The following is a 26,929-nucleotide window of genomic DNA, read 5'->3' on the forward strand; positions in this document are numbered from 1 at the left end:
GAATAAAGTCAACAATAAATTAAATCAATGAAAAACTCACAATTAACAGCGTTGCTTTCGGTCTTTATGTTTGGGTTTCTTGTAATACCAAAAGCGTCGGCACAAATCCAGAACGCTGATGTGCTTAATGCGCCAATAGATATAAGCAAAGACTTTCAGAATTATCTGAACACGTTTTATTTTGCCGATGAACTAAAGGGTTTTGATCCTGTAACAGGAAAAGGAACGATAAAATACCTTAGATATAATTATAAAACACGTCAGGCTTTTAACAACATGATGATGAAACCGGATGTAGTTCCTGCAAATGAATTTCCTACTACAGAGTATGAAGTTTCGCCAGAATTACCGTTTCAAATTCAGTTTGTTTCAGACCGAACTATTAGAATAAAAACCACTTCAGGACCACAATTTCATCCCGAGAAAGAGTCGCTAATGTTGGTTGATGGTGTAGCACCAAATCACCCTGAATTATGGAAATATTCCAAAATAGAAGGAGGACATAAATATACTAGCAAACATGGTTCGGTGGAGATTTTATCCAAACCGTGGCACGTAAAAATTTATGATGAAAAAGGAAAGCTATTAACAAGTACGCTTCATGATTCGGATTTGCAAAATACATATACGCCAACACTTCCATTTTCATATGTACGTAGAAACAGTGATTATTCAAGAAGTATGGGAGCAGCTTTTAGCTTGGAACCAGATGAAAAAATATTTGGTTGTGGAGAATCATTTACACAATTTAATAAACGAGGACAAAAAGTAGTTTTATGGACAGATGATGCCAACGGTATTCAGAATGAAACCATGTACAAACCAGTTCCATTTTATATGAGTAGCCGTGGTTATGGTGTTTTTATGCACCATTCAACACCTATTACTGTGGACTTTGGAAAATATTACGCTAGTGCAAATGAAATGTATATTGGCGATGACGAAGCCGATTTATTCTTCTTTATCGGAGAGCCAAAAGACATTCTTGATCAATATACAAACCTTACGGGAAAAGCAGCAATGCCACCACTTTGGTCATTTGGTTTCTGGATGAGCCGTATTACCTATTTCTCAGAAAAAGAAGGACGTCAGGTAGCCAAAGATTTACGTAAATATAAAATCCCAACCGATGTTATTCACTTCGATACTGGTTGGTTTGATGTAGATTGGAGAAATAATTATGAGTTCTCTAAAGATCGTTTTCCAGATGCTAAAAAAATGATGTCTGATCTTAAAGACGATGGATTTCATGTATGTTTATGGCAATTGCCTTATTTCTCGCCTAAAAACACTTTGTTCAACGAAATAATGGACAAGAATTTAGCGGTTAGAGATCGCAAAGGAAACCTTCCTTATGAAGATGCCGTTTTGGATTTCTCAAATCCGGAAACAGTAACATGGTATCAGGCCAAATTAAAAAAATTATTCGATCAGGGAGTTTCTGTTTTCAAAGTAGATTTTGGAGAAGCAGCACCACCAGACGGAATCTACCATTCAGGGCGTACAGGATTCTATGAGCATAATTTATATCCACTTCGTTACAATAAAGCAGTAGCCGAAATTACCCAAAAAGAAAAAGGATACACCTTAATATGGGCAAGAAGCACTTGGGCAGGAAGTCAGCGTTATCCTTTACATTGGGGAGGCGATGCCGAAACTACCAACGGAGCAATGTCGGCAGAATTAAGAGGCGGACTTTCATTAGGATTAAGCGGATTTAGTTTTTGGAGTCATGACGTAGGAGGATTTGCAACCAAATCACCGGAGAATTTATATAGAAGATGGACACCATTTGGGATGCTTACTTCGCATGTAAGAAGTCATGGAGAACCTCCACGCGAGCCTTGGTTATACAGCAAAGATTTCCTGGAAGGATTTAGAAAAGCCGATAATATGCGTTACGAATTGATGCCATATATCTATGCTCAGGCCAAAGAAAGTTCACAAAAAGGATTACCAATGATGCGTGCTTTATTTGTAGAATATCCAAATGATCCGGGAGCATGGTTGGTTGATAATGAGTATTTATTTGGTTCAAGTATGCTTGTTGCTCCATTATTTGAAGAGGTTACAGGTAGAGACGTTTATCTTCCGGAAGGAACTTGGATCGATTACCAAACACGTAAAGTATATCAAGGTGGATGGCATAAAATTGAAGCAGGAGAGGTTCCGATTATCATATTGGTAAAAGACGGAACTGCATTGCCTCATATAGGTTTAGCACAATCTACCAAAGATATGGATTGGAGTAAATTAACATTAAAAGTCTATGCCAGCGACAAAATAACTTCGGCTACAGCCAAAGTGTTTTTACCAGATGGCGATGCTGTTCAAGAAATAAAAGTTACTAAAAACGGAAACAATTTTAACGTAACAACAAATACATTAAACGGAAAAACCACTTTTAAAACCGAGTGGGTAAAATAAAAAAGTGAGTCACAGATTTAAATAATTAAAAAGTGAGAATTAAAAATCTGTTGAATCCGTGAAAAAAACACATAGGAAAAAGAAATACTTTAAATCTGTGGATAAAAAAATAATCCTAAGGGATAAAAAATAAGTTTTTGTTGAGTTTTGAAATCGGGTGGAAGCAATATTTGCCAAACCCGATTTATTTAAATCAGAATAAAGAAATAAAATGCCATGAAAAAACACCTAGTCCTTCCCGCAGTATTACTTTCGATTACGATTGCATACAGTCAAAAAAATAAAAACGCATACGAATTGGCTTCGCCAAATGGGCAGAATAAAATAAAATTCGAGCTTGTAAAAAATGCTCCAAAATATGCTGTTTCTCACGGAAAAACAGAAGTTATTACACCATCGGATATGGGATTTTTGCTAAAAAATAAAGAGGATTTTAGCAAGAATTTCGAAATCATAAAGACGGAGAATACTTCTTTTGATGAGACTTGGGAACAGGTTTGGGGAGAAAAAAAGAAAATCAGAAACCACTACAATCAATTAGTAGTTAAGCTGCAGCAAAAGGACAAACAGAAACGTAAACTGGAAATTCAATTCCGAGCTTTCGATGATGGAGTTGCTTTTCGTTATGTGTACCCAGAACAAGGAACAAAAGACAGTATTTTCATTATGGATGAAAAAACAACTTTTAACCTAAAAGATGATGGAAAAGCATGGTGGATCCCTGCTAATAGAGAAAACCGTGATGAATATCTTTTTCAAGATGCATTGGTAAGCAAACAGGATACTGTGCTTACACCACTTACTATCGAAAGTAAAAGCGGATTGGCATTGAGTTTTCATGAGGCAAACTTGTCAAATTTTGCAAGTATGACCTTAGTAAATACTAGGGGTACGCAACTTAAATCGGATCTTGTGCCTTGGGCAGATGGTGTAAAAGTACGTGTAAAAGACACCTTTACCTCTTCGTGGAGAACATTACAAATAGCCGAGAAACCAACAGATTTAATTACTTCCTATTTGATTTTAAACCTTAACGAACCAAATAAATTAGCCAATACAAGTTATTTTAAACCATATAAATATTTCGGAATTTGGTGGGGAATGCATATCGGAAAATATACATTTTGGGAAAGTGATAAACAAGGCGCAACAACCAAACATGCCAAAGAGTATATTGATTTTACAGCCAAAGAAGGATTCCACCATTTATTAATCGAAGGCTGGAATAAAGGCTGGACACCACAATGGTATGAAAACCATATGCACATGTTTAGCTTTACAAAAAGTGCAGACAACTTTGACTTAGAAAAAGTAGTCGAATACGGAAAGAAAAAAGACGTAGAGCTTATTGGTTATCACGAAACAGGCTCCAACCTGATTAATTACTTAAAAGAAATTGATGATGCTTTTGCTTTATACAAGAAATTAGGAATCCATACAGTAAAAATTGGACATGTAGGTTCTAAATTAAATATGAAAGAATGGCATTTTGGGCAATTTGGAGTGAATTATTTTAGATATGTATTAGAAAAAGCCGCCCAATATGATCTGGCAGTATTATATCATGAGTCAATAAAAGACACAGGAGAACGTCGTACTTTTCCAAATATGATTTCCAGAGAAGCAGCAAGAGGACAAGAATACAATGCTTGGAGTGAAGGAAATCCACCAAATCATTTAACTATTATTCCGTTCACAAGATTACTTTCGGGACCAATGGATTTTACACCGGGAATCTTTGATGTAGAAGTTAAACAAGGTTATCCAGGCAAAAGAGTACACGGCACAACGGCACAACAACTAGCATTGTACGTAACAATTTATGCTCCAATCCAGATGATGGCAGATCTTCCTGAAAATTACGAAGGAAAACCAGCTTTACAATTCTTAAAAGATGTTCCTACAGATTGGGAAGATACTAAAGTCCTGAATGGAGAAATAGGACAATATATCACAACAGTTCGTAAAGACTTAAATAGTGCCGATTGGTATTTAGGAAGTATTACAAATGAAAATGCAAGAGATATAAATGTTTCCTTATCATTCTTAGATCCAAAAGCAACTTACGAAGCACAGATTTATGCAGATGCAGAAGGAACAGATGAAACACATAATCCATCGGCAGTAGCGATTTCTAAGAAAACGGTAAAAGCTTCGGATACATTAAAATTACATTTAGGCGGCGCAGGAGGAACAGCGATTAGATTTAAAAAATTATAATTAATTAAATATTCTGTAGAGACGCATAGCAGTGCGTCTTTGCGGATTATTTTTATAATTTCAAAATATGAAAAATCACATTCTACATATCATTTTTCTTCTATCAGTTAATTTGGTGTTGTCTCAGCAAAAGCAATATCCTTTTCAGAATCCAAATTTGGATGTTGAGAAGCGCATCGATAATTTATTATCGGTGATGACACTCGATGAAAAAATTGTTGCGTTAAGTACCAATCCATCAATACCCAGATTAGGCGTTGTGGGAACAGGACATGTCGAAGGATTACACGGTTTGGCATTAGGCGGTCCTGGAGGTTGGGGCGGTAAAGGAAAAGAACCATTACCAACTACAACTTTTCCTCAGGCGTATGGATTGGGGGAAACGTGGGATGTTGATTTAATTCAAAAAGTAGCGCATGTAGAAGGATATGAAACACGTTATGCTTTCCAGAAATACCATCGTGGCGGATTAGTCGTTCGTGCTCCAAATGCCGATATCGCCAGAGATCCACGTTGGGGACGTACCGAAGAAAGTTATGGAGAAGATGCTTTTTTTAATGGAACATTGACCGTTGCTTTTGTAAAAGGACTTCAGGGAGATAATCCAAAATATTGGCAAACGGCTTCGTTAATGAAACATTTTTTGGCGAATAGTAATGAAGACGGAAGAACCTATACTTCCTCAGATTTTGATGAAAGACTTTGGCGCGAATATTATGCTTTACCATTTTATATGGGAGTTGTAGATGGAGGCTCCCGCGCTTATATGGCAGCTTATAATAAAGTAAATGGAGTTCCGGCAATGGTACATCCGATGCTTAAAAATATTACCCAGAAAGAATGGGGACAAAACGGAATCATCTGTACCGATGGAGGTGCTTTTAGACTATTACTTTCAGATCATAAATATTACTCGGATAAGTTTATTGCAGCGGCAGCAACTATCAAAGCGGGAATTAATCAGTTTTTAGATGAATATTCAGAGGCTGTTTATGGTGCTATTTCTCATAGTTATTTAAAAGAAAAAGATATTGATGCTGTTTTAAAAGGAGATTATAGAGTCATGATCCAACTTGGAATGCTGGATACTCCAGATGGAAATCCGTATGCAAATATCGGTAAAGGAAAAGATACAATCGATCCCTGGAAATCCGATGCGCATAAAAAACTAGCTTTAGAGGCAACTCAAAAATCTATTGTATTGCTTAAAAATGATTTGAAATTATTGCCTTTGCAAAAAGACAAATTAAAAACAATTGCAGTTATTGGCCCTCGTGCCGATGAGGTACTTCTGGATTGGTATAGTGGGACACCACCTTATGTGGTAACACCTTTGCAGGCTATAAAAAATAAAGTAGGATCTAATGTTACTGTTTTATATGCAAAGAATAATACCGATGGTAAAGCAGCCGAAATAGCCAAGAAATCCGATGTAGTAATTGTTCTCGTGGGCAATCATCCAGTGTGTAATGCGGGTTGGGCAGATTGTCCTGTGCCGAGTGAAGGAAAAGAAGCGGTTGATCGCCAGTCTTTGACTTTGGAACAAGAAGATTTGATTAAAATTGCTTTTCAGGCAAATCCCAAAACAGTAGTTGGTTTAATTAGCAGCTTTCCATATGCTATAAATTGGACACAAGAACACGTTCCTGCGATTGTACATCTTACACAAAACAGTCAGGAATTAGGAAACGGTTTAGCCGATGTTTTATTTGGAGATTATAATCCAGCGGGAAGATTAACCCAAACCTGGGTAAAAGACATTACAGATTTACCCGATTTCTTGGATTACAATATCCGAAATGGCAGAACCTATATGTACTTTAAAGGAAAACCACTATATGCTTTTGGTCACGGATTAAGTTATACAACTTTCAAATACAATTCGATAGAAACCAATTCGGAAATTATTGCTAAAAATGGCGAGGTAAAAGTTACCGTTTCGGTTACAAATACAGGAAGTAGAGATGGAGACGAAGTGATTCAACTTTATGTAAAACAATTACAATCGAAAGTAGAACGTCCGGAAAAAGAGTTGAAAGCATTTCAGAGAGTTTTCTTTAAAGCGGGAGAAACTAAGAATGTTTCATTGATTTTAAAAGCCAAAGATTTAGAGTATTGGAATACAGCAAAACAACAATTTGAATTAGAAAATAATACGATCGAAATTCAAATAGGAAGTGCTTCGGATACAATCCTTTTAACTAAAAAAATAACAGTAAAGTAGCGTAATAACGATGAAAAGAACTTTAATAATACTGTGTATTTTATTTTCTCTAATTAATATTAATTTGTTTGGACAAAATAGTAATGCTGTAAAATCTTCTTCAAAAGAAAGAATCATAAAAGTAGATTATAATAAGACTGCAGGGGCATTAAGCAATATGTTCAAAGAATGTGTTGGAGCAGGCAGAGCAAATGAAGGACTACGAGCAGACTGGCAACAACAGTTGGCAATGACAAAAAAAGAATGTGATTTTAAATACATTCGAATGCATGGATTGTTATCAGATGATATGGCAGTTTATACAGAAGACAGCAAAGGAAATCCAGAATACAATTATCAATATATAGATGCTTTGTATGACTTTATTTTGAGCATCAAGATGAAGCCTTTTGTAGAATTAGGATTTATGCCATCAGCATTGGCAAGTGGAAATCAAACTATTTTTTGGTGGAAAGGGAATGTAACACCTCCGAAAGATTATAAAAAATGGGAAGATTTAATTCGTAATTTAACGCAACACTTCACAGAACGTTACGGAGTCGAAGAAGTAAAAACCTGGTATTTTGAAGTTTGGAATGAGCCTAATTTATCGCCTGGTTTCTGGACTGGAACTCAGGAAGAATATTTTAAATTGTATGAGTACGCAGCACGCGGAATAAAAACGATAAATCCTGCATATAAAGTCGGAGGTCCCGCAACTGCTGGCGCGGCTTGGGTACCGGAAACAATTGAGTTTTGCAGTAAAAACAATGTTCCATTAGATTTTATTTCAACACATACTTATGGAGTAAAACAAGGATATTTAGATGAATTTGGAACTTCGGGAACAGTTCTAAATAAAGAAGATTCGAGTGTTAGTGGAGACGTTATAAATTCGCGTAAGCAAATCTCCAATTCGACTATGCCAAATCTCGAATTACATTATACCGAATGGAGTTCTTCCTATACTCCATCAGACCCTATTCATGATAGTTATCATTCGGCTGCCTATATTCTTCAGAAACTAAAACAAGTTGGGAATGCAGCAAATTCGATGTCATATTGGGTTTTTACTGACATCTTCGAAGAAGCAGGTCCGAGATTTACTCCTTTTCACGGTGGATTTGGATTGTTGAATACGCAGGGAATTAAAAAACCGGCTTATTTCACGTATTCATTTTTGAACAAATTAGGAGAAACGGAACTTCAAAATAAAGATACTTCTTCATGGGCTACCAAAAATGCAAAGGGAGATGTTCAATTGTTATTATGGGATTTTACAAATACACATCCCGGAGATTCAGTTAATAACCAAACCTATTATATACAAGATTTACCATCCAAACCAAAAGAAAATGTAAAAGTTGAGGTTGATGGATTGGCGAAAGGCAATTATAATTTGGAGATTTATAAAGTAGGGTATAAAACAAATGATGCTTACGCCGATTACTTAGCTATGGGTAAACCAACTCAGCTAACACGTGAACAAGTAAATATAATCAAACAAAAAGATAACGGAGCTCCAATTGCAACAGAAAAAATAACAATTAGTTCAAAAGGAACTTTTAGTAAAGATTTTAAAATTAATGAGAATGAAGTGCTCTTATTCAATTTTTTAAAACAATAATATTCTAAAAATAAATAAACCAAAACCAAAAACTATCTATATATGAAAAACAAAATGATATACCTATCAATAGCATTTGCGTTGGTAACGTTTACTTCTTGTAAAAAAGATGCTCAAAGTTCAGGCACCGATTCGGCTAAAACAGAAGAGTATAAAGGAAAAGAAATAGGTTCAGAATTTGATGCCGAAATTGACAAGTTGGTTGCTCAAATGACACTTGAGGAAAAAATAGGAATGTTACATGGTAATAGTATGTTTACTTCTGGCGGAGTAAAACGCTTGGGTATTCCAGAATTAAAAATGGCCGATGGACCATTGGGCGTTCGTGAAGAAATCTCTCGCGATAATTGGGCACCGGCAGGTTTAACCAATGATTTTGCAACGTATTATCCAGCAGGTGGAGGTCTGGCAGCAACTTGGAACGCTGATATGGCATATACATTTGGTAATAGTGTAGGGCAGGAATTACGCGCCAGAGACAAAGACATGTTACTTTCACCAGCAATCAATATTGTGAGAACTCCACTTGGAGGAAGAACATATGAATATATGTCTGAAGATCCGTTTTTGAATAAAAAAATTGCAGTGCCATTAATTGTTGGTTTGCAGGATAACGATGTTATGGCTTGTGTAAAACATTATGCGGCAAACAACCAGGAAACCAATCGTGATTTTGTCGATGTACAAATTGACGAACGTACACTTCGTGAAATTTATTTGCCAGCTTTTGAAGCCTCAATAAAAGACGCTCATGCTTATAGTGTTATGGGAGCTTACAATAAATTTAGAGGCGAATATTTATGTGAGAATGATTATATGCTTAATAAAATTTTACGTGATGAATGGGGATTTAAAGGCGTTGTTGTTTCCGATTGGGCTGCGGTACATTCTACAGTAAAATCTTTAAAAAATGGATTGGATATCGAAATGGGAACACCAAAACCATTCAATGAATTTTTCCTTGCCGATAAACTAATTGCTGCAGCAAAGAATAAAGAAATCTCGGAAACAGAAATTGATATCCATGTAAAAAGAATATTGCGTACCTTATTTCAGGTAAAAGCAATGGGAAGTCAAAGTAAAGACCGTGTGAAAGGAAGCATCGCAACCGAAGCACATTACCAAGATGCTTATAAAATTGCTACAGAAGCAATAGTTTTATTAAAGAACGATAATAATGCATTACCATTAAAACTAGATGGAGTGAAATCTATTGCCGTAATTGGAAATAATGCGACCAAGAAAAATGCATTAGGTGGATTTGGAGCAGGAGTTAAAACAAAAAGAGAAGTTACGCCACTTGAAGGTTTGAAAAATAGATTGCCAAAATCAATCAAAATTAATTATGCCGAAGGTTATCTGGAACGCTACGATGAAAAAAATAAAGGAAACTTAGGAAACATAACATCAAATGGTCCTGTAACGATCGACCAATTAGATTCTGCTAAATTGCAAGAAGCAATAGAAGCAGCTAAAAACTCGGATGTAGCCATCATTTTTGCAGGTTCTAACCGTGATTATGAAACAGAAGCTTCAGATCGTAGAACATTAAAATTACCATTTGGACAAGAAGAATTGATTCAAAAAGTATTAGCCGTTAATCCAAGAACAATTGTAGTTATGATTGCCGGAGCACCTTTTGATATTGATGCAGTAAGCAAAAAAACTTCGGCTTTGGTATGGAGTTGGTTTAATGGTTCCGAAGGAGGAAATGCTTTGGCAGATGTATTGCTGGGGAAAATAAATCCATCAGGAAAATTACCTTGGACAATGCCTAAAAACATCATGGATTCTCCAGCGCATGCAACAAAAAGTTTCCCTGGAGGAAAAACGGTAAACTATGCCGAAGGAATTTTGGTAGGGTACCGCTGGTTTGATACTAAAAATATTGCGCCTTTATATCCTTTCGGATTCGGATTATCATACACCACTTTTGATTTAGATAATGCCAAAACCGATAAGACTTCTTACGAACCTACAGAAACAATTACGGTTACTGTGGATGTGAAAAACACTGGAAAAGTAGATGGTAAAGAAGTCGTTCAGTTATATACTTCAAAAACAGATTCAAAAGTAACCCGTGCAGCCAAAGAGCTAAAAGGATTCAAAAAGGTGTTAGTGAAAGCAGGAAGTTCAAATACAGTAACAATCCAGCTTCCGGTAAAAGAATTAGCTTACTATGATGTTGCTACAAAAAAATGGACTGTAGAGCCAGGAAAATACACTTTGAAATTAGGAAATTCTTCAAGAGATATCAAAAAAGAAATCTCTGTAACGATTAAATAAAAAGTTGTTGTGTTTTATAATGAGTTGAATAAAAATTGAAGCTATCTGAAAGACAGTAGCTATAATGATTAATTTTTTAAATTATATACAATGAAAAAAACAATAAACTATTACATACTAAGGGTAATGTTATGTATGACTTTTCTAGGGATTTTTGCTTGTAGTTCAGACAAAGAAACCCCACAAGACTTAACAGTAAAAGCACTTACTGTTAGTACAAATAAAATAGATTTTGAGAATGTAGGAAATAGCGTTGATGTTACAGTTAAAACCGAAGTAACAGCTTGGATTATGAATAGCTCAGATGCAAGTTGGGTAAGGTTTAGCCAGGCAGGAGGAACTTCAGGTACAACTATAGTCAAAATAACAGCACTGGCAAATACAACAACCATAGCAAGAACTGCGATTATAACTTTAAGTTCAAACGAGGCTAAATCGGTTCAAGTTGCGATATCTCAAGCAGGACTTGCAGAGTCCGACGGTTCATTTCCGAGTTATAATACAAGCCCGATTACAGCAGATGCCTCAGGAATGGGAAGCAGTGCTGTAGAGTTGGCAGCAAAAATAAAATTAGGCTGGAACATTGGTAATACACTCGAAGCAACAGGCGGAGAAACAGCTTGGGGAAATCCAAAGGTTACAAAACAATTGATTGATTTGGCCAAAGCAAGTGGATTTAATGCGATTAGAATTCCGTGTTCATGGAATCAATATTTGGCTAATTCCGTAACAGCACAATTAAAAACAGAATGGCTTGATAGAGTAAAAGAAGTGGTTCAATATTGTGTTGATAATAATATGTACGTACTTTTAAATATTCACTGGGACGGTGGATGGCTTGAAAACAATGTCACCGAAGCCAAAAAAGTAGAAAATAATGCCAAACAAAAAGCATTTTGGGAACAAATAGCAACACATTTACGTGGTTTTGATGAGCATTTGCTTTTTGCTAGTGCCAATGAACCAGCTGTTGACAATGCTACTCAAATGGCAGTTTTAACATCATATCATCAAACTTTTATTGATGCCGTTCGTTCAACAGGAGGAAAAAATGCATACCGAACCTTGGTAGTACAAGGACCATCGACAGATATTGATAAAACAAATAAATTAATGCTAACCTTGCCTACAGATCAAGTTGCAAATCGTATGATGGTTGAGGTTCATTACTACACGCCATATAATTTTGCTCTTATGGAAACCGATCAGGATTGGGGTAAAATGTTTTACTATTGGGGAGCCGATTATCACTCCACAACAGATCCTACACGTAATGCAACTTACGGAGAAGAAGGTGATTTAGATAAACTTTTCAAATCAATGAAAACACAATTTGTAGACAAAGGAATTCCTGTTTTATTGGGAGAGTTTGGAGCTATAAGACGTACTACATTAACTGGTGATGCATTGACTTTACATTTAGCATCAAGAGCTTATTACCTAAAATATGTTGTAAAACAAGCTAAAGCAAATGGGATGTTGCCTTTTTACTGGGATGCAGGAGGAATAGGTAACAACGGATCTGGTCTTTTTGATAGAACCAACAATACAGTTTATGATAGTCAGGCATTAAGTGCAATGCTTGAAGGATTGCAGTAAATTTGTTTTTAACCGCAAAGAACACAAAGCTTTGCGAACTTAGCGTAACTCTTTACGCCCTTTGCGGTTAATTCTCAAAACTAATAAAACAAATGAAAATGAAGAAAAATATAGCTTTTATTTTTTTAATATGTAGCATAATTGCAAATGCCAATGTTCGAATGCCTTTGTTGTTTTCTGACGGAATGGTTTTGCAACGAAACAAAGAAATCCCTGTTTGGGGCTGGGCTGATCCCAATGAAAAAGTAGAAGTTGATTTTAATAAACAAACAAAAACCATTCAGGCTGATAAAAACGGAAAATGGATGGTAAAACTTTCTGCCGAAAAAGCTGGAGGCCCTTTTGAATTAACCATCACAGGAAAAAACAAAATTATCATAAAAGATGTTTTGGTTGGAGAAGTCTGGATCTGCAGCGGACAATCAAACATGGAATTTCAGGTTATTAAAACCAAGGATGCCGAAAAAGAAATAGCCGATTCTAATTACCCGATGATTCGTCATTTTGGCGTAGCTCAAGATTTAAGTAGTTTACCCAAAGAAGATTTAAAAGCTGGCAAATGGGCTGTGTGCAATAAAGAAAATGTAGGTGATTTTACGGCTGTAGGATATTTTTTTGCTAAAAAACTATATGCCGAATTAAAAATCCCAATCGGAATCATCAATACAACTTGGGGAGGAACTTGTGTAGAAACCTGGACAAGCCATGGAGCATTCCAAAAAAGCGAAGAGTTTAAAGCAATGATTGCCGATGTGCCTATATTAAATATAGATTCTATATCAAAATTGTATGCAAAACAAATGAGAGAAAGAGTCGAAAAAATACAGGGAAGTGAGGTAAGTACTGCAAATGAGATGTTTTATAAAGAAGCATCATTTAATGATTCGAAATGGAGAGAATTAAATGTTCCGGGATTATGGGAAAATCAGTCTTTGGGCGATTTAGACGGAGTAGTCTGGATGAGAAAAACAATTACACTTTCTGCCGAAGACATTAAAAATAAAGCAACGTTGAGTTTGGCAAAAATCGATGATGAGGATATTACTTACATAAACGGAATCGAAATTGGGAGAAATACCCTTTGGGATACCAAAAGAGTTTATCAAGTTCCAGCTAAAGTATTAAAAAAAGGCGTAAATGTTATTGCTATAAGAATTGTTGATAATAGTGGTGGTGGTGGAATCTACGGAGACACAGCCGATTTAAAACTGACTCTGGGGAGTAAAATCATTTCATTAGAAGGAAAATGGAAATACAAAGTAACAGTTGTAAAAACATCATTATCTCCTAATAGTTACCCCTCATTATTGTACAATGCAATGGTAAATCCGTTAATCCCATATGCTTTTCAAGGCGTTTTATGGTATCAGGGCGAAGCTAATGTTTGGAGAGCCAAAGAATATAAAAAAGCATTTCCGTTAATGATAAATGATTGGAGAACAAAATGGAATCAGGGAGATTTCCCTTTTTACTATGTACAATTATCCACTTTTAATGAGTTTAATGGCAATAGTAAAGTAGGAAGTAAGTGGGCAGAACTTCGCGAAGCACAAACCGAAACGCTCAAATTACCAAATACAGGAATGGCAGTAACCACAGATATTGGAAATGCCAAAGATATTCACCCTACAAACAAGCAAGATGTAGGATTGCGCTTGGCGGCAATTGCTTTAAATAATGTTTATGATAAAAAAAGAGTTTATAGCGGACCAACATATAAATCTCAGAAAATAAAAGGGAACCAAATAATCCTAACATTCGATGCTATCGGTACAGGATTATCAACATCCGAGAATACCGAGAATGTAAAAGGATTTGAGATTGCAGGTGCCGATAAAGTTTTTCATTTTGCTAAAGCGATTATAAAAAACAATAAAGTAATAGTTTCAAGCGAAAGTGTGCAAAACCCAGTTGCTGTTCATTACGGTTGGGCAGATGACGATACCGAGATTAATCTTTATAACAAGGAAAAATTTCCAGCATCACCTTTCAGAACCGATGATTGGGAAATGATTACAGCAAACGAAAAATATAAAATTAGCAAATAAATTTAATTATGAAAAAGATATTTCTCCTATTTATAGGTATAATTTCACTCGTACTTAATGCACAGCAGCAAAATATAAAAGAGACTGATGGATTTTATAAAAACCCAATTTTCGCAGGTGATTACCCAGATCCTTCGATTATTAGGGATGGAGAAGATTACTATATTGTACATTCTTCCTTTAATTATTATCCGGGATTACTTATTTGGACTTCAAAAGATTTAGTGAATTGGGAACCAGTTACACACGCCCTTAAAAAGAGTGTGGGTTCAGTTTGGGCGCCAGATTTGGTAAAATATAACAACAAATTTTACATTTATTTCCCGGCAAATCAAACCAATTATGTTGTGTGGGCAAATGCTATAAATGGACCTTGGAGCGATCCTATCGATTTAAAGATTGGGAATATAGATCCAGGTCATTTTGTTGATGAAAAAGGCAACCGATTCCTTTATTTTAGTAATGGTAATTATGTGCCATTATCCAAAGACGGATTAGCCGTTATTGGCGAAGGTAAACATGTTTATGATGGGTGGAAAATACCCGCAGAGTGGTCTATTGAGTGTTTTTGTATGGAAGGACCCAAAGTTTTAAAGCATGGCAATTACTATTATCTCACAGTTGCCGAAGGAGGAACTGCAGGACCTGCTACAAGCCATATGGTAATATCGGCAAGATCAAAGTCGCCTTTAGGTCCTTGGGAAAATTCACCGTATAATCCAATTTTAAAAACAAAAGACAGTTCCGAAAAATGGTGGTCAAAAGGACATGCAACGCTTATAGATGATGTTAATGGAAAATGGTGGATGGTTTTTCACGGTTATGAAAATGGATATTATAATATGGGACGCCAGACGCTGCTACAACCTGTAGAATGGACTGCCGATGGATGGTATAAAATCCCTGAAGACATTAAAACCGAAGAACCGATTAAAAAACCGGGAGGAAAAGCTACAAAAAGCAATTTTACGCTTTCGGATACTTTTTCAGGACAGGAGCTAAAACCACAATGGCAATTTTTTAATCAATATGATGCCGAAAGGTTTAAACTCACTAAAGAAGGAATTCAAATTAAAGGAAAAGGAAAGAATATTGGCGAAAGCTCACCGATGTTGTGCACCCCTTCCGATCATTCTTATTCTGCCGAAGTTGAGGTTAAAATAGAAGGAAATGCAACAGCAGGACTTATCCTTTTTTATGATAGCAACCTTTATACAGGTATTGCTGCCGATAAAGAAAATATTATGGCGATACTTAGATCCTGGCAATTTCCAACTCAAAAAGGAGTAAACAAAACCCATTTATTTCTTCGCTTAGAAAAGAAACAACAACTCGTAAATATGTTTTACAGTATTGATGGGAAAGAGTGGGTGAAAATTGAAAATTCAGCAGAAGTATCTTCATTCAATCATAACGTATTAAGCGGATTTATGAGTCTTCGTTTGGGACTTTCGGCGGTAGGAGAAGGTACGGTAACGTTTAAAAATTTCATTTATAAACAAGTTAATTAAGCTATAAAATGATTAAGTTAGAACTAAATTTTGTCTGTTATGCTTATTAGGGCGTGACCACATTTACAAAAGGCGCTATTTCAGATGCCGCTTATACGCGCCTTTTGTAAATGCGGTCGGGCTATCCGCACTACTTCGGTAGTTTTCTCCTATCCCTCACGCACCCATATTGGTTTAAATATCCTAATAGGTTTCTAAGATCTGTTTGGTATGATTAGAATTACTATAGTAAAATTAGAGCGATTAATAAATACCTAACAGGTTGAAAAAACCTGTTAGGATACGATGAGACAAGGTTAGAAAAGTTCCAGAGGAATGGCATATATTTAAACGGAATTAATTCAAAATCAAAAAACAATATATGAAATCAAACTTCATCAAAAAACTACTTCTAGTTTTCGTTTTTTCTTCATTATATATAAATATGACAGCGCAATCCAGTCATGTTTTATGGTATAATCAACCAGCAGATTTTTTTGAAGAAAGCTTGGTTTTAGGCAACGGAAAATTAGGAGCAACCGTTTTTGGAGGTGTCAATCTAGATAAAATTTATCTCAATGATATCACACTTTGGTCGGGAGAGCCAGTGAATGCTAACATGAATCCCGAAGCATACAAAAATATTCCTGCCATTCGTGAAGCACTCAAAAACGAGAATTACAAATTAGCCGACGAATTAAATAAAAAGATTGAAGGAAAAAACTCCGAGTCGTATGCGCCGCTTGGAACAATGGAAATTACTAATTCTAATAAAGGAAAAGTTACCAATTATTATAGAGAACTGGATATCTCAAATGCTATATCCAGAGTAACATATGAAATTGATGGCGTAAAATTTACCCGCGAATACTTTGTTTCGGCACCAGACCAAATCATGATTATCAAATTGACAAGCAGCCAAAAAGGAGCTTTAAATTTTGATATTAATTCCAGTAGTTTGTTAAAATCAAATGTTTCTGTAAAGGATAATGTGCTTTCAATGAATGGTGTAGCGCCAATTTATGAGAATCCGGATTATCCCGTTGTACCTTCATTTCTCCTTGAAAAAGAAAGAGGAACAAGATTCTCTACTTTGATGAAAATCAAAAATACCGATGGGACAATTGTAAGCTCTGGTACAAGTTTAGGTTTAAAAAACGCAACAGAAGCTTTAATTTATGTGTCAATAGCAACCAGTTTTAATGGTTTTGATAAAAATCCGGCATCAGATGGATTGAATGATAAAGCTATTGCATTAGAAAATTTAAATAAAGCATTTGCAAAAGCATTCGATAAATTAAAACAAACCCATATTGATGATTATCAAAAATTCTACAATCGTGTTAGTTTAAATTTAGGAAAAACGGCAGCTCCAAATTTACCTACAAATGAACGTTTGTTGCGATATGCAGATGGTAAAGAAGATAAAAATCTCGAGATTCTGTATTTCCAATACGGACGTTATTTACTTATTAGTAGTTCCAGAACGATGGGAGTCCCTGCCAATTTACAAGGAATTTGGAATCCATATCTTAATCCACCATGGAGTAGTAATTACACGATGAATATCAATCTGGAAGAAAATTATTGGTTGGCAGAAAACACCAATCTTTCAGAAATGCATTTGCCTCTTTTGAGCTTCATAAAGAATCTTTCTGTAACTGGTAAAATTACCGCGAAGACTTTTTATGGAGTAAATGAAGGTTGGGCATCGGCTCATAATTCTGATATTTGGGCAATGACAAATCCCGTTGGGAATTTCGGAAAAGAAGATCCAAGTTGGGCTTGCTGGCCATTATCCGGGGCTTGGCTGAGTACACATATTTGGGAGCATTATGTTTTTACCCAAGACAAAAATTACCTAAAAAACGAAGGTTATCCAATCATGAAAGGAGCTTCTCAGTTCTTTTTAGGATGGATGATTACCGATAAAAACGGAAATTTGATCACATCTCCATCAACATCTCCAGAGAATAAATACATAGCACCCGATGGTTTTATTGGAGCAACAATGTATGGTGGAACCGCAGATCTGGCAATGATAAGAGAATGTTTTGATAAAACAATCAAAGCTTCAAAAGTACTAGATATTGATACCGAATTTAGATCACAACTCGAAGCGGCACTTTCTAAATTCTATCCCTATCAAATAGGCAAAAAAGGAAATTTACAAGAATGGTATTTTGATTGGAATGATGAAGATCCCAAACACCGCCATCAATCCCAATTATTCGGACTTTTCCCCGGCGATCATATCACTCCAGAAAAAACACCAGATTTAGCAGAAGCTTCTAAGAAAACGCTCGAAATAAAAGGAGACGAAACAACAGGTTGGTCAAAAGGATGGCGTATTAATCTTTGGGCAAGACTTTGGGACGGAAATCGCGCCTATAAAATGTTCCGGGAACTCCTTAGGTACGTTGATCCCGACGGAAAAAAAACAGAGAAGCCAAGAAGAGGAGGGGGAACCTATCCTAATTTATTCGATGCACATCCTCCGTTTCAAATTGATGGTAATTTTGGAGGTGCAGCAGCAGTTGCCGAAATGTTGGTTCAATCAAACGAAAATGAAATTCGATTATTACCTGCTTTACCCGATGTGTGGGAAAGCGGAACTGTAAAAGGTATTTGTGCAAGAGGAGGATTCGGAATTTCGATGGAATGGAATAATAAAATCCTAAAGAAAGTTACAGTATTCTCTAAAATAGGAGGAAAAACAACCCTCATTTGCGGAGACAAAAAACAAAATATTACTTTGAAAAAAGGGCAGAAAATGGAAATAAACTGGTAATAATAAATTTCAAGCCTAATAGGGTTTTAAAATCTGTTAGGCTTTTTTGATTGAAATTATTAGAAGTTATTTTTTTTCAGTTTCAAGAGTTTCGGCAGATTGTTTGGCATGCTCTTCTTTAAAAGTATCGTACCATTTTTCAATAGAAGGATATACAAAAGCTGCCACCTTTTTTATGGGATTATAAAAAAAGGATTTGTCCAGAGTTTCTTTTTTTGCAAATGTATTGTTGAAGTTTATTTTCTCAAAAAGAGCAATAAAAATACTTAGAATTAAGATTGTTTTCAAAACCCTGAAAAAACCTCCACCTAGTTTATTGACCCATCCTAAGAAAGCAAAATCGGCAATTCCGGTAAGGATTTTTGCTAAGAAATAAACACCAATAACTACCAAAATAAAAGTTAGAATAAAAGCAGTGATCTGGATTGTGTTCGGATTCCACGAAACGTGTTTTATGATTAATTCTTTCATTAATGATGAAAATTTTATTGCTAAATAAATCCCCAGTAATAAAGAAATAAAGGAAGCTACTTCTACAAAAAGGCCATTTTTAATTCCTTTGTATAAACTATAAGCCAAAAGTGCTCCCAAAATCATATCTAAAAAACTCATATTTTCTGTTTGTTTTAATGAAAGCGCAAATATAAAAGAATTATCAACTAGGTATTGTCAAATTTCAAGTTCTTATCTTTGTGGGCGGATTTATGTTTTTTAAATCCTATAAACGCCCCAGAACAGAGTTGAAGGGGGCAATTCATAAATAACAATATAAAAATGTCAAGAGATATACAACTTAAAGAACGCTGGGAACAGCTTGTAAATATACTTTCAGAACAATTTTCGCAAGGAGAAAATTTAGATTTAGATGCCATAATTTATTTAATTGGAGTGCAAGAACTCGGGAAATTACACCGTGAATTTAAAAAAGACGAAAAATTAAACCTCATGCATATTGCCATTTGTAGGTTATTAGAACCTTATGGTTTTTATGAATTTGAGTTTTTCGACGAAGAAGGATGGCCACACTACAAGGTAAAAGAAGAATTACCACCACTAAAAGCAGGAGAACAATCGGTTTTAATGAAAGAAGCGATTGTTAGTTATTTTTTAGAAAGAAAAGTTATAGAATAGGTTTCAGTCGCAGTCTTGGTCGCGGTTTTTAGAATTTACTTGATTGTACACCGAAAACTGCGACTGCGACTAAAGACTTTCAACTAAAATTACTAAATTTGTATTCTCAATTACGGAATGAAAATGATAGATAAGATAAAAGAATATATTGGGGAAGCTCAAGCTTTTTCAACAGAAAATAAGGAAGAGTTAGAAGCATTCCGCATTAAGTTTCTTGGAAAGAAAGGTGTTTTAAACGATTTTTTTGCTGAATTTAAAACGGTACCAAATGACCAGAAAAAGGAATTTGGACAGGTTATAAACGCTTTAAAAACAGCAGCCGAAGATAAAGTAAAAGCAATAGTTGAAGCTCTAGAAAGCAAAGAAGAAGTTAAAGGTATTTATGGGGATTTAACGCGTGCTGCCGAGCCAGTGATTATTGGTTCGCGTCATCCGATATCAATTGTAAAAAACCAGATTATTGATATTTTTGCAAACATAGGTTTTAACGTTTCCGAAGGTCCGGAAATTGAAGACGATTGGCATAATTTTACTGCATTAAACCTTCCAGAATACCATCCGGCACGTGATATGCAGGATACATTTTTCATACAAACAAACCCAGATGTTTTGTTGCGTACGCATACTTCATCGGTTCAGGTACGTTATATGGAGAATCACAAACCGCCTATTCGTACAATTTCTCCAGGACGTGTTTTTCGTAACGAAGCTATTTCTTCACGTTCACACTGTATTTTCCATCAGGTAGAAGGATTGTATATAGACAAAGATGTTTCGTTTGCCGATTTAAAACAAACATTACTTTATTTCACTAAAGAAATGTTCGGAAAATCTAAAATTCGTTTACGTCCGTCTTATTTTCCATTTACAGAGCCTAGTGCCGAGATAGATATTTACTGGGGATTAAAAACCGAAACCGATTATCGTATTACCAAAGGAACAGGTTGGCTGGAAATTGGTGGATGTGGTATGGTTGATCCAAACGTTTTGAAAAATTGTGATATAAACCCAGAAGAATACAATGGTTTTGCATTTGGAATGGGAGTAGAGCGTATCGCAATGTTGTTGTATCAAATTGGTGACATTCGTATGTTTTACGAAAATGACGTTCGTTTCTTAGAGCAATTTAAATCGAATATATAATTTAAGTCGAAAGTCATAAAGTCGAAAGTTTCAGAGTATGAGACTTTCGACTTTGTGACTTTATAACTTTAGACTAATATGAAAAAAGATATAATCATACCAGTAGTAGAGAATATTTTTCTGGCAGCAGTTCAGGAATGGAGCGACGATTTTATGGAGAAAGTATGGTATGCTTATCTTATAAATGACAGCGATTTTAATCTGGATAGTGTAATGGTCGTTTCAAAAGCCTTTGGAACAATCGATGGAGAAATGAAAAAAACGTCGCTTTTACGTCATGCTTTTGTAGAAGTTCCCTCGGTTTCGGTAGTAAAAATAGAAATGATAGAAAAAAGTGTGTTGGTTTTAAACAATGAGTTTATGGTTACTTTTTTCATCGGGAATACATTGTACGATAAGAAATTCATTTTTAAAGCACATTCAATCCACGAAGATTTCGCTGAAGAAGTACCTATTTTATTTATAGATGGTGTTATAGTGAAGTAACGAAAATAGATTAAAAGATGAAAGAGTCAAGACAAATAGAAGTCTTGACTCTTTTTTTTATTCTTATAATATAGTAGATACTCTATTTTTTTACCGCAAACCACAACTGAAAACCACAACTGTTTTTCTTGTAGCTATTTTTTACTGTAACTGTAAATTGCGACTCAAAACTGAATTAGTCCAGCACATCGGTAAGTTTTTTAAATACTGATTTAGCATCTTTTCCTTCGTATAAAACGGCATAAACGGCATCTATAATTGGCGTTTTTGCACCATATCCCTGATTCAGTTTATAGGCGCTTTTGGTCGCATAATAGCCTTCGGCAACCATGCTCATTTCCATCATAGCACTTTTTACAGTATATCCTTTTCCAATCATATTTCCGAACATTCGGTTTCTTGAAAATACGGAATATCCTGTAACTAATAAATCGCCCAGATAAGCGGAGTCATTAATGTTACGTTTCATTTTGTGTACTTTCTTAATGAATTTCTTCATTTCACGAATGCCATTGCTCATCATAACCGACTGGAAATTATCTCCATAACCTAATCCATGAGCGATTCCGGCTGCAATTGCGTAAATATTTTTAAGCATTGCGGCATATTCGGTACCAATAATATCATCGGATATTTTGGCTTTTATATAGTTTCCGGATAAGTTTTTGGCAACTACACTCGCTTTACTTGGATCTCCGCATGCAATCGTTAAGTAAGATAATCTTTCAAGAGCAACTTCTTCGGCGTGACATGGACCTGTAATAACACCAATGTTATAATAAGGAATGTCGTATTTTATATGAAAGTGTTCACCCACAATTAAGCTCGTTTCTGGAACGATACCTTTAATTGCAGAGAAGATTATTTTGTTTTCCAGAGAAACAGTAAGTTTTTCTAATTCGGCATTTAAAAAAGCCGATGGAATTGCAAAAATAATATAATCGGCATATTCTACTGCTTCGTTTATATTATTAGTAAGCTTTAGTTTGTTAGTATCAAATTCTACCGAACTTAAGTAATTCGGATTGTGTTTGTATTTATTAATGTGTTCAATAGCAGCGTCATTACGCATGTACCACGAAATTTCAGAAAGATTTACACATAACATTTTTGCAATAGCAGTAGCCCAGCTTCCACCACCAATTACGGCAAATTTTAAATTATCACTCATTATAATTATTAATTTTCATCAAAAGTACTTAATATTATACAAATAGGATAAAAAAATAATGCTAACAAGCTGTTTTGGTATCAAAAGACCATATTATGGAATCTTAAAATTATTCAATTACTATCTGAATTAGAGTTTTTGAGTAAAAATTTAATTTTTTTGCTTTTTTACACAATAAGTTTTTGATTTGTACGTTATAAATAATTATGAATTAGAAGTTTAGTTAAATGAAATTACAAGAAATTGAGTTAGTTAGTTTTGTTTTAGTATTGTGAAAAGGCGTCCTTATAAAGTATAAGAACGCCTTTTCTATTTTATTTAATATTTTAAAAAGGAACTTAATAGCTCATTTCTACAATAGATTTTACTTTATCCAAAGTAATTAATTGTTTTTCTCCTAAACCTTTCCAGCCTCTTTCTTCGAAACGATTTACTATAAAATCGGCTGTTTTATCATAGTCATTTGTGTATTGAGATAGTTTGGTGTCCATTCCCATAGTATGAAAAAAGGCTACAGTATGATTAATTGCTTCTTTTGCGACTTCATCATCCGATCCTGTTAGGTTAAAAATACGTCTTCCGTATTGTGCCAGTTTCCCTTTTTTGGTCTCGAACATTACTTTATATAAACTTGGTCCTATTATAGCCAATGTTCTCGCATGGTCAATACCATATAAAGCAGTTAATTCATGACCAATCATATGCGTTGCCCAATCGCTGGGAACACCTTTTTGGATTAATCCATTTAATGCCATTGTACAGCTCCACATAAAGTTTGAAGCCAAAGCATAATCGGTTGGGTTTTCAACAACTTTAGGACCAACTTCTATTAATGTTTGTAAAATACCCTCGGCAATTCGGTCTTGTAAATAACCTTCATGAGGATAAGTTAAGTACTGTTCCATAACATGCGTATATGCATCTACAACACCGTTTTGTAATTGTCTTTTTGGTAAAGAAGCAATTACAGTTGGGTCACAAATAGAGAATTTAGGAAACAAGGCACTACCACCAAAAGCTAATTTTTCCTGAGTAGCCTGGATTGTTACCACAGCACCAGAATTCATTTCGCTTCCTGTTGCTGGTAAAGTTAAAACGGTTCCAAATGGAACGGCATTTTCTTTAATCAACAAACGTTTTTGAAGAATATCAATTGGATTTCCATCAAAATTAACAGCAGCCGAAATAAATTTTACACCATCTATTACAGAACCACCACCAACGGCTAGAATAAAGTCTATTTTTTCGGCTTTAATAACAGCAACAGCTTTCATTAAAGTTTCAAAATGTGGATTTGGTTCAATTCCGCCAAATTCTACAATATCAAATCCTTTTAGGTTATTGATTACCTGTTCGTGAATTCCGTTTTTAAAGATGCTTCCACCTCCGTAAGCCAATAATATTTTTGCTCCTTGAGGAACAAGATCTTTTAGCTTTTCTATTTGTCCTTTTCCGAAAATTAAATTTGTCGGATTGTATAATTCAAAGTTTAACATAGTTTTTTTTAAAGTTTCTGAGATGCTAAGATTATGAGGTTCTAAGTCTTAGCAACTTTGAGCCTGCCTTAGAATCTTATTTAGTTAATTTTTGTAATAATTTTTCAGCAACTAATTTCGAAGACGCTGGGTTTTGTCCTGTAATTAATAAGCCATCTTCAACTGCGTATGGATGCCAATCTGGACCTTTAGAATAAATAGCTCCTTCTTTTTGTAATACATCTTCTAATAGGAAAGGTACAATTTTGGTTAATCCTACAGCTTCTTCTTCTGTATTGGAAAATCCGGTTACTTTTTTCCCTTTTACTAAAAATTCTCCATTTACTTTAACGTCTTTAAGAACTCCTGGTGCGTGGCAAACAAAACTTACGGGTTTGTGTTGGGTATAAAATGCTGAAATTAATGCAGCAGAGTTTTTATCTTCGGCTAAATCCCATAAAGGGCCATGTCCTCCAGGATAAAAAACTGCATCATAATCTGCTGGATTTACATCGGCTAATTTGATGGTGTGTTTTAATTTCTCTAATAAAACTTTATCGGTATCAAAACGTTTTGTGTCTTCGGTTGCCGATGCAGGATCTGCACTTTTTGGATCTATTGGTGGCTGACCTCCAAGTGGTGTTGCTATAGTTATTTCTACTCCTTTATCTGCAAGAGCATAATATGGTGCCGCAAGTTCTTCGGTCCAGAATCCGGTTTTTTCGCCTGTGTTACCCAATTTATCATGGCTGGTAACAACAAATAATACTTTTTTCATATGTTTTTTATTTACTTTTTGTGCAGTAGTTTTTGCACAGTTTATAGTTAATGCGATAATAACAAATAGAGCAATTTTCTTCATAATGTATTTAATTTTATACAAAATTAGAGTAATTGTGGTATTAGTAAAAATAAAATAAATTATGTTTGTGATAAATATATTTATATCATGGTTAATTTAGAATGGTACAGAACGTTTAAATCTGTCTATAAAAACGGTAATTTTTCTTTGGCAGCAAAAGAGTTATTTATTAGTCAACCAGCTGTTAGTCAGCAAATATCCATGTTGGAAGCACACGTTGGTTACAAGCTTTTTAATAGAAAATCAAAAGGAGTAGAACCAACCGACTACGCTAAGTTACTTAATAATTTGATTATAGATGCCTTAGACCGTCTTGAAAATGTAGAGAATGGGTTTCGTGCCAAAGCATCCGATGCAAATCGATTGATTTCTGTTGGAATTTCCAAAAATCTATTCGCCTGTTTAGGAAGTATTTTGATTTCTAAATTTGATTTTATCGATTTTAGTTTCCATGATAATGATACCCTTTTTGAATTGGTAGATGCCAAAAAACTTGATTTTGCAATTGTTACCAAGCAGTTTGATACTTTCGATACAATTCAGCAAGTTGTTGGTAAAATTAAACTTACTATGGTTGCGTCACCACAATTGGATGCAAGTGAATTTAAATTAAAACTAAAAACTAAAAATTTTCCTGAAATAGAACATTGGCTTAATGAACAGAAATGGTATAGTCACGATGCGAGAATTCCGCATATTAAATTGTTCTGGCTGCATGTTTTTAATAAAAAGAGACCTTCGATGGTTCCTAATTATATTATTCCTAATGAAGGTGAAATGTTAAGAATAGTTTCTAAAAATAACGGAATTGCTGTAACATGGAATTGTAATGCAAGAAAGTATATTAGTGAAAACAAACTCCAACTATTATGGGATAGTAAAGAAATGCCAAGTATTGATGTGTTTTTATTGTCGGGGAAAAATAATAATCTGGGACCTATTTTTGAGACTATTGCAGGAGAGTTAAAGCAAGTTTTAAAATGATTAATTTATTAAAGTTTATAGTGTTATATAGTTAGAACATAAATTATAAGATTGTAGACAAAAGTTACCGATATAATTGATGTAAGTAAATATAAGCACAACCAATTTGCGTTTCAGTTAAATGAACTTAAATCACGTTTATGGTTAAAACAATTTCATTAATATTTATAGTTTAATAGCTATTCGTTTTTAATGAATGTAAATAGTATTTATATTTGTGTAAAATTTACGCATTTGGATTATGATAGAAAATCAAAATATTAGAGTTGCTGTCGATGCGATTGTTTTTGGATATCAAAACAATCAATTGTATGTGCTTTTAATTCAGCAGAAATTCGGATCAAAAGAATCATATTGGGCTTTGCCAGGTGGTTTGGTAAAAAATGATGAGTCATTACAAGAGGCTGTAAAAAGAGAATTGAAAGAAGAAACGAACATCACTGTAAATTACTTTGAACAATTATTTACTTTTGGGGACGATATTTTTAGAGATCCGAGAAATAGAGTAATTTCTGTAGCTTATTTTGCATTAGTCGATTCTTCGAAGTTGAAGATTAAAGCCGATTCGGATGCCGAAAATGTGCAATGGTACAAAGTAGAGGAGATTCCTGCTTTGGCTTTTGACCATAATTTAATTCTAAAAAAAGCAATTGAACGATTAAAAGCTAAACTTACCTACGAACCTATTGGATTTGATTTATTGCCTAAAGAGTTTTTGTTTTCGGAATTGGAGAATTTATATTGTACCATTTTGGAGAAAGAAATTGATAGAAGAAATTTTCGAAAAAAGATCTTAAGCTATGGAATCATCCAGGAAACTGATAATTTTTCTCCCGTTAAGACTGGGAGACCTGCAAAATTATTTAGGTTTAATCAACAGAAATACAATGCGTTATTGAAAGAAGGATTTCACTTTGAAATTAAGTTTGCGTAATTTTTACACAAAACTATTGCGTGCTTAAATATTAAATGTATATTTGCGTATA

The 26,929-nt window shown here is 34.7% G+C and carries 18 protein-coding genes; 14 read left to right on the forward strand and 4 right to left on the reverse strand.

What is annotated here, in order from left to right; genetic code table 11:
- The first annotated feature begins 27 nt into the window (after window positions 1-27).
- From OIU83_RS08670 to OIU83_RS08710, 9 genes are all read left to right on the forward strand, one after another.
- On the forward strand, window positions 28-2,427 hold the full coding sequence (locus tag OIU83_RS08670) for a glycoside hydrolase family 31 protein (RefSeq protein ID WP_264205856.1): 2,400 nt from the start codon (window positions 28-30) through the stop codon (window positions 2,425-2,427).
- Window positions 2,428-2,643: 216 nt separating this feature from the next.
- Complete coding sequence (locus tag OIU83_RS08675) at window positions 2,644-4,647, forward strand: glycoside hydrolase family 97 protein (protein WP_264205857.1); 2,004 nt, start codon at window positions 2,644-2,646, stop codon at window positions 4,645-4,647.
- Window positions 4,648-4,714: 67 nt separating this feature from the next.
- On the forward strand, window positions 4,715-6,871 hold the full coding sequence (locus tag OIU83_RS08680; RefSeq protein WP_264205858.1) for a glycoside hydrolase family 3 C-terminal domain-containing protein: 2,157 nt from the start codon (window positions 4,715-4,717) through the stop codon (window positions 6,869-6,871).
- Window positions 6,872-6,881: 10 nt separating this feature from the next.
- Window positions 6,882-8,477, forward strand: coding sequence for a GH39 family glycosyl hydrolase (locus tag OIU83_RS08685; protein ID WP_264205859.1), 1,596 nt, complete (start codon window positions 6,882-6,884; stop codon window positions 8,475-8,477).
- Window positions 8,478-8,519: 42 nt separating this feature from the next.
- Window positions 8,520-10,763 (forward strand): glycoside hydrolase family 3 C-terminal domain-containing protein, encoded by a 2,244-nt coding sequence (locus OIU83_RS08690; RefSeq protein WP_264205860.1) that lies wholly within the window; start codon window positions 8,520-8,522, stop codon window positions 10,761-10,763.
- A 90-nt stretch (window positions 10,764-10,853) separates the two neighbouring features.
- The gene (locus OIU83_RS08695) at window positions 10,854-12,362 is read left to right on the forward strand and encodes a cellulase family glycosylhydrolase (RefSeq protein WP_264205861.1); all 1,509 of its coding nucleotides are present in this window, start codon (window positions 10,854-10,856) and stop codon (window positions 12,360-12,362) included.
- Between the two features lie 98 nt (window positions 12,363-12,460).
- Window positions 12,461-14,410: a sialate O-acetylesterase gene (locus OIU83_RS08700; protein WP_264205862.1), complete on the forward strand. Its 1,950-nt coding sequence runs from the start codon at window positions 12,461-12,463 to the stop codon at window positions 14,408-14,410.
- 8 nt (window positions 14,411-14,418) lie between these two features.
- Window positions 14,419-15,921 (forward strand): family 43 glycosylhydrolase, encoded by a 1,503-nt coding sequence (locus tag OIU83_RS08705; protein ID WP_264205863.1) that lies wholly within the window; start codon window positions 14,419-14,421, stop codon window positions 15,919-15,921.
- Between the two features lie 361 nt (window positions 15,922-16,282).
- Window positions 16,283-18,691, forward strand: coding sequence for a glycoside hydrolase family 95 protein (locus OIU83_RS08710; RefSeq protein ID WP_264205864.1), 2,409 nt, complete (start codon window positions 16,283-16,285; stop codon window positions 18,689-18,691).
- Between the two features lie 66 nt (window positions 18,692-18,757).
- Here the strand turns inward: OIU83_RS08710 and OIU83_RS08715 are convergent, their stop codons facing one another.
- A complete protein-coding gene (locus OIU83_RS08715; RefSeq protein WP_264205865.1) occupies window positions 18,758-19,303 on the reverse strand; it encodes a CvpA family protein in 546 nt (181 codons plus the stop codon).
- 162 nt (window positions 19,304-19,465) lie between these two features.
- Between OIU83_RS08715 and OIU83_RS08720 the strand changes: the two genes are divergently transcribed.
- The 3 genes from OIU83_RS08720 to OIU83_RS08730 all read left to right on the forward strand — a co-directional run bounded on the left by OIU83_RS08720 (window position 19,466) and on the right by OIU83_RS08730 (window position 21,451).
- On the forward strand, window positions 19,466-19,822 hold the full coding sequence (locus tag OIU83_RS08720; protein ID WP_264205866.1) for a hypothetical protein: 357 nt from the start codon (window positions 19,466-19,468) through the stop codon (window positions 19,820-19,822).
- A gap of 123 nt (window positions 19,823-19,945) precedes the next feature.
- A complete protein-coding gene (pheS, locus tag OIU83_RS08725) occupies window positions 19,946-20,965 on the forward strand; it encodes a phenylalanine--tRNA ligase subunit alpha (RefSeq protein ID WP_264205867.1) in 1,020 nt (339 codons plus the stop codon).
- Window positions 20,966-21,043: 78 nt separating this feature from the next.
- Complete coding sequence (locus OIU83_RS08730) at window positions 21,044-21,451, forward strand: hypothetical protein (RefSeq protein ID WP_264205868.1); 408 nt, start codon at window positions 21,044-21,046, stop codon at window positions 21,449-21,451.
- A 175-nt stretch (window positions 21,452-21,626) separates the two neighbouring features.
- On the opposite strand, the gene OIU83_RS08735 is transcribed toward OIU83_RS08730, so the two are convergent.
- From OIU83_RS08735 to OIU83_RS08745, 3 genes are all read right to left on the reverse strand, one after another.
- Window positions 21,627-22,622, reverse strand: a complete 996-nt coding sequence (locus OIU83_RS08735; RefSeq protein ID WP_264205869.1) for an NAD(P)H-dependent glycerol-3-phosphate dehydrogenase — start codon at window positions 22,620-22,622, stop codon at window positions 21,627-21,629.
- Window positions 22,623-22,960: 338 nt separating this feature from the next.
- On the reverse strand, window positions 22,961-24,118 hold the full coding sequence (locus OIU83_RS08740) for an iron-containing alcohol dehydrogenase (RefSeq protein WP_264205870.1): 1,158 nt from the start codon (window positions 24,116-24,118) through the stop codon (window positions 22,961-22,963).
- Window positions 24,119-24,194: 76 nt separating this feature from the next.
- Complete coding sequence (locus OIU83_RS08745; protein WP_264205871.1) at window positions 24,195-24,959, reverse strand: type 1 glutamine amidotransferase domain-containing protein; 765 nt, start codon at window positions 24,957-24,959, stop codon at window positions 24,195-24,197.
- 87 nt (window positions 24,960-25,046) lie between these two features.
- Here OIU83_RS08745 and OIU83_RS08750 point away from each other — a divergent pair, with 87 nt between their 5' ends.
- Both OIU83_RS08750 and OIU83_RS08755 read left to right on the forward strand, forming a co-directional pair.
- A complete protein-coding gene (locus OIU83_RS08750) occupies window positions 25,047-25,943 on the forward strand; it encodes a LysR family transcriptional regulator (protein ID WP_264205872.1) in 897 nt (298 codons plus the stop codon).
- A gap of 241 nt (window positions 25,944-26,184) precedes the next feature.
- The gene (locus tag OIU83_RS08755; RefSeq protein WP_264205873.1) at window positions 26,185-26,877 is read left to right on the forward strand and encodes an NUDIX hydrolase; all 693 of its coding nucleotides are present in this window, start codon (window positions 26,185-26,187) and stop codon (window positions 26,875-26,877) included.
- Window positions 26,878-26,929: the final 52 nt, after the last annotated feature.

Origin of the sequence: Flavobacterium shii, assembly GCF_025847235.1 — a bacterium.
Lineage (GTDB): Bacteria > Bacteroidota > Bacteroidia > Flavobacteriales > Flavobacteriaceae > Flavobacterium > Flavobacterium shii.

Bases quoted from the DNA above. Each gene is read 5' to 3' on its own strand.
- OIU83_RS08670 (WP_264205856.1), top strand. From the start codon at position 28: ATGAAAAACTCACAATTAACAGCGTTGCTTTCGGTCTTTATGTTTGGG.
- OIU83_RS08675 (WP_264205857.1), top strand. From the start codon at position 2,644: ATGAAAAAACACCTAGTCCTTCCCGCAGTATTACTTTCGATTACGATT.
- OIU83_RS08680 (WP_264205858.1), top strand. From the start codon at position 4,715: ATGAAAAATCACATTCTACATATCATTTTTCTTCTATCAGTTAATTTG.
- OIU83_RS08685 (WP_264205859.1), top strand. From the start codon at position 6,882: ATGAAAAGAACTTTAATAATACTGTGTATTTTATTTTCTCTAATTAAT.
- OIU83_RS08690 (WP_264205860.1), top strand. From the start codon at position 8,520: ATGAAAAACAAAATGATATACCTATCAATAGCATTTGCGTTGGTAACG.
- OIU83_RS08695 (WP_264205861.1), top strand. From the start codon at position 10,854: ATGAAAAAAACAATAAACTATTACATACTAAGGGTAATGTTATGTATG.
- OIU83_RS08700 (WP_264205862.1), top strand. From the start codon at position 12,461: ATGAAGAAAAATATAGCTTTTATTTTTTTAATATGTAGCATAATTGCA.
- OIU83_RS08705 (WP_264205863.1), top strand. From the start codon at position 14,419: ATGAAAAAGATATTTCTCCTATTTATAGGTATAATTTCACTCGTACTT.
- OIU83_RS08710 (WP_264205864.1), top strand. From the start codon at position 16,283: ATGAAATCAAACTTCATCAAAAAACTACTTCTAGTTTTCGTTTTTTCT.
- OIU83_RS08715 (WP_264205865.1), bottom strand. From the start codon at position 19,303: ATGAGTTTTTTAGATATGATTTTGGGAGCACTTTTGGCTTATAGTTTA.
- OIU83_RS08720 (WP_264205866.1), top strand. From the start codon at position 19,466: ATGTCAAGAGATATACAACTTAAAGAACGCTGGGAACAGCTTGTAAAT.
- pheS (WP_264205867.1), top strand. From the start codon at position 19,946: ATGATAGATAAGATAAAAGAATATATTGGGGAAGCTCAAGCTTTTTCA.
- OIU83_RS08730 (WP_264205868.1), top strand. From the start codon at position 21,044: ATGAAAAAAGATATAATCATACCAGTAGTAGAGAATATTTTTCTGGCA.
- OIU83_RS08735 (WP_264205869.1), bottom strand. From the start codon at position 22,622: ATGAGTGATAATTTAAAATTTGCCGTAATTGGTGGTGGAAGCTGGGCT.
- OIU83_RS08740 (WP_264205870.1), bottom strand. From the start codon at position 24,118: ATGTTAAACTTTGAATTATACAATCCGACAAATTTAATTTTCGGAAAA.
- OIU83_RS08745 (WP_264205871.1), bottom strand. From the start codon at position 24,959: ATGAAGAAAATTGCTCTATTTGTTATTATCGCATTAACTATAAACTGT.
- OIU83_RS08750 (WP_264205872.1), top strand. From the start codon at position 25,047: ATGGTTAATTTAGAATGGTACAGAACGTTTAAATCTGTCTATAAAAAC.
- OIU83_RS08755 (WP_264205873.1), top strand. From the start codon at position 26,185: ATGATAGAAAATCAAAATATTAGAGTTGCTGTCGATGCGATTGTTTTT.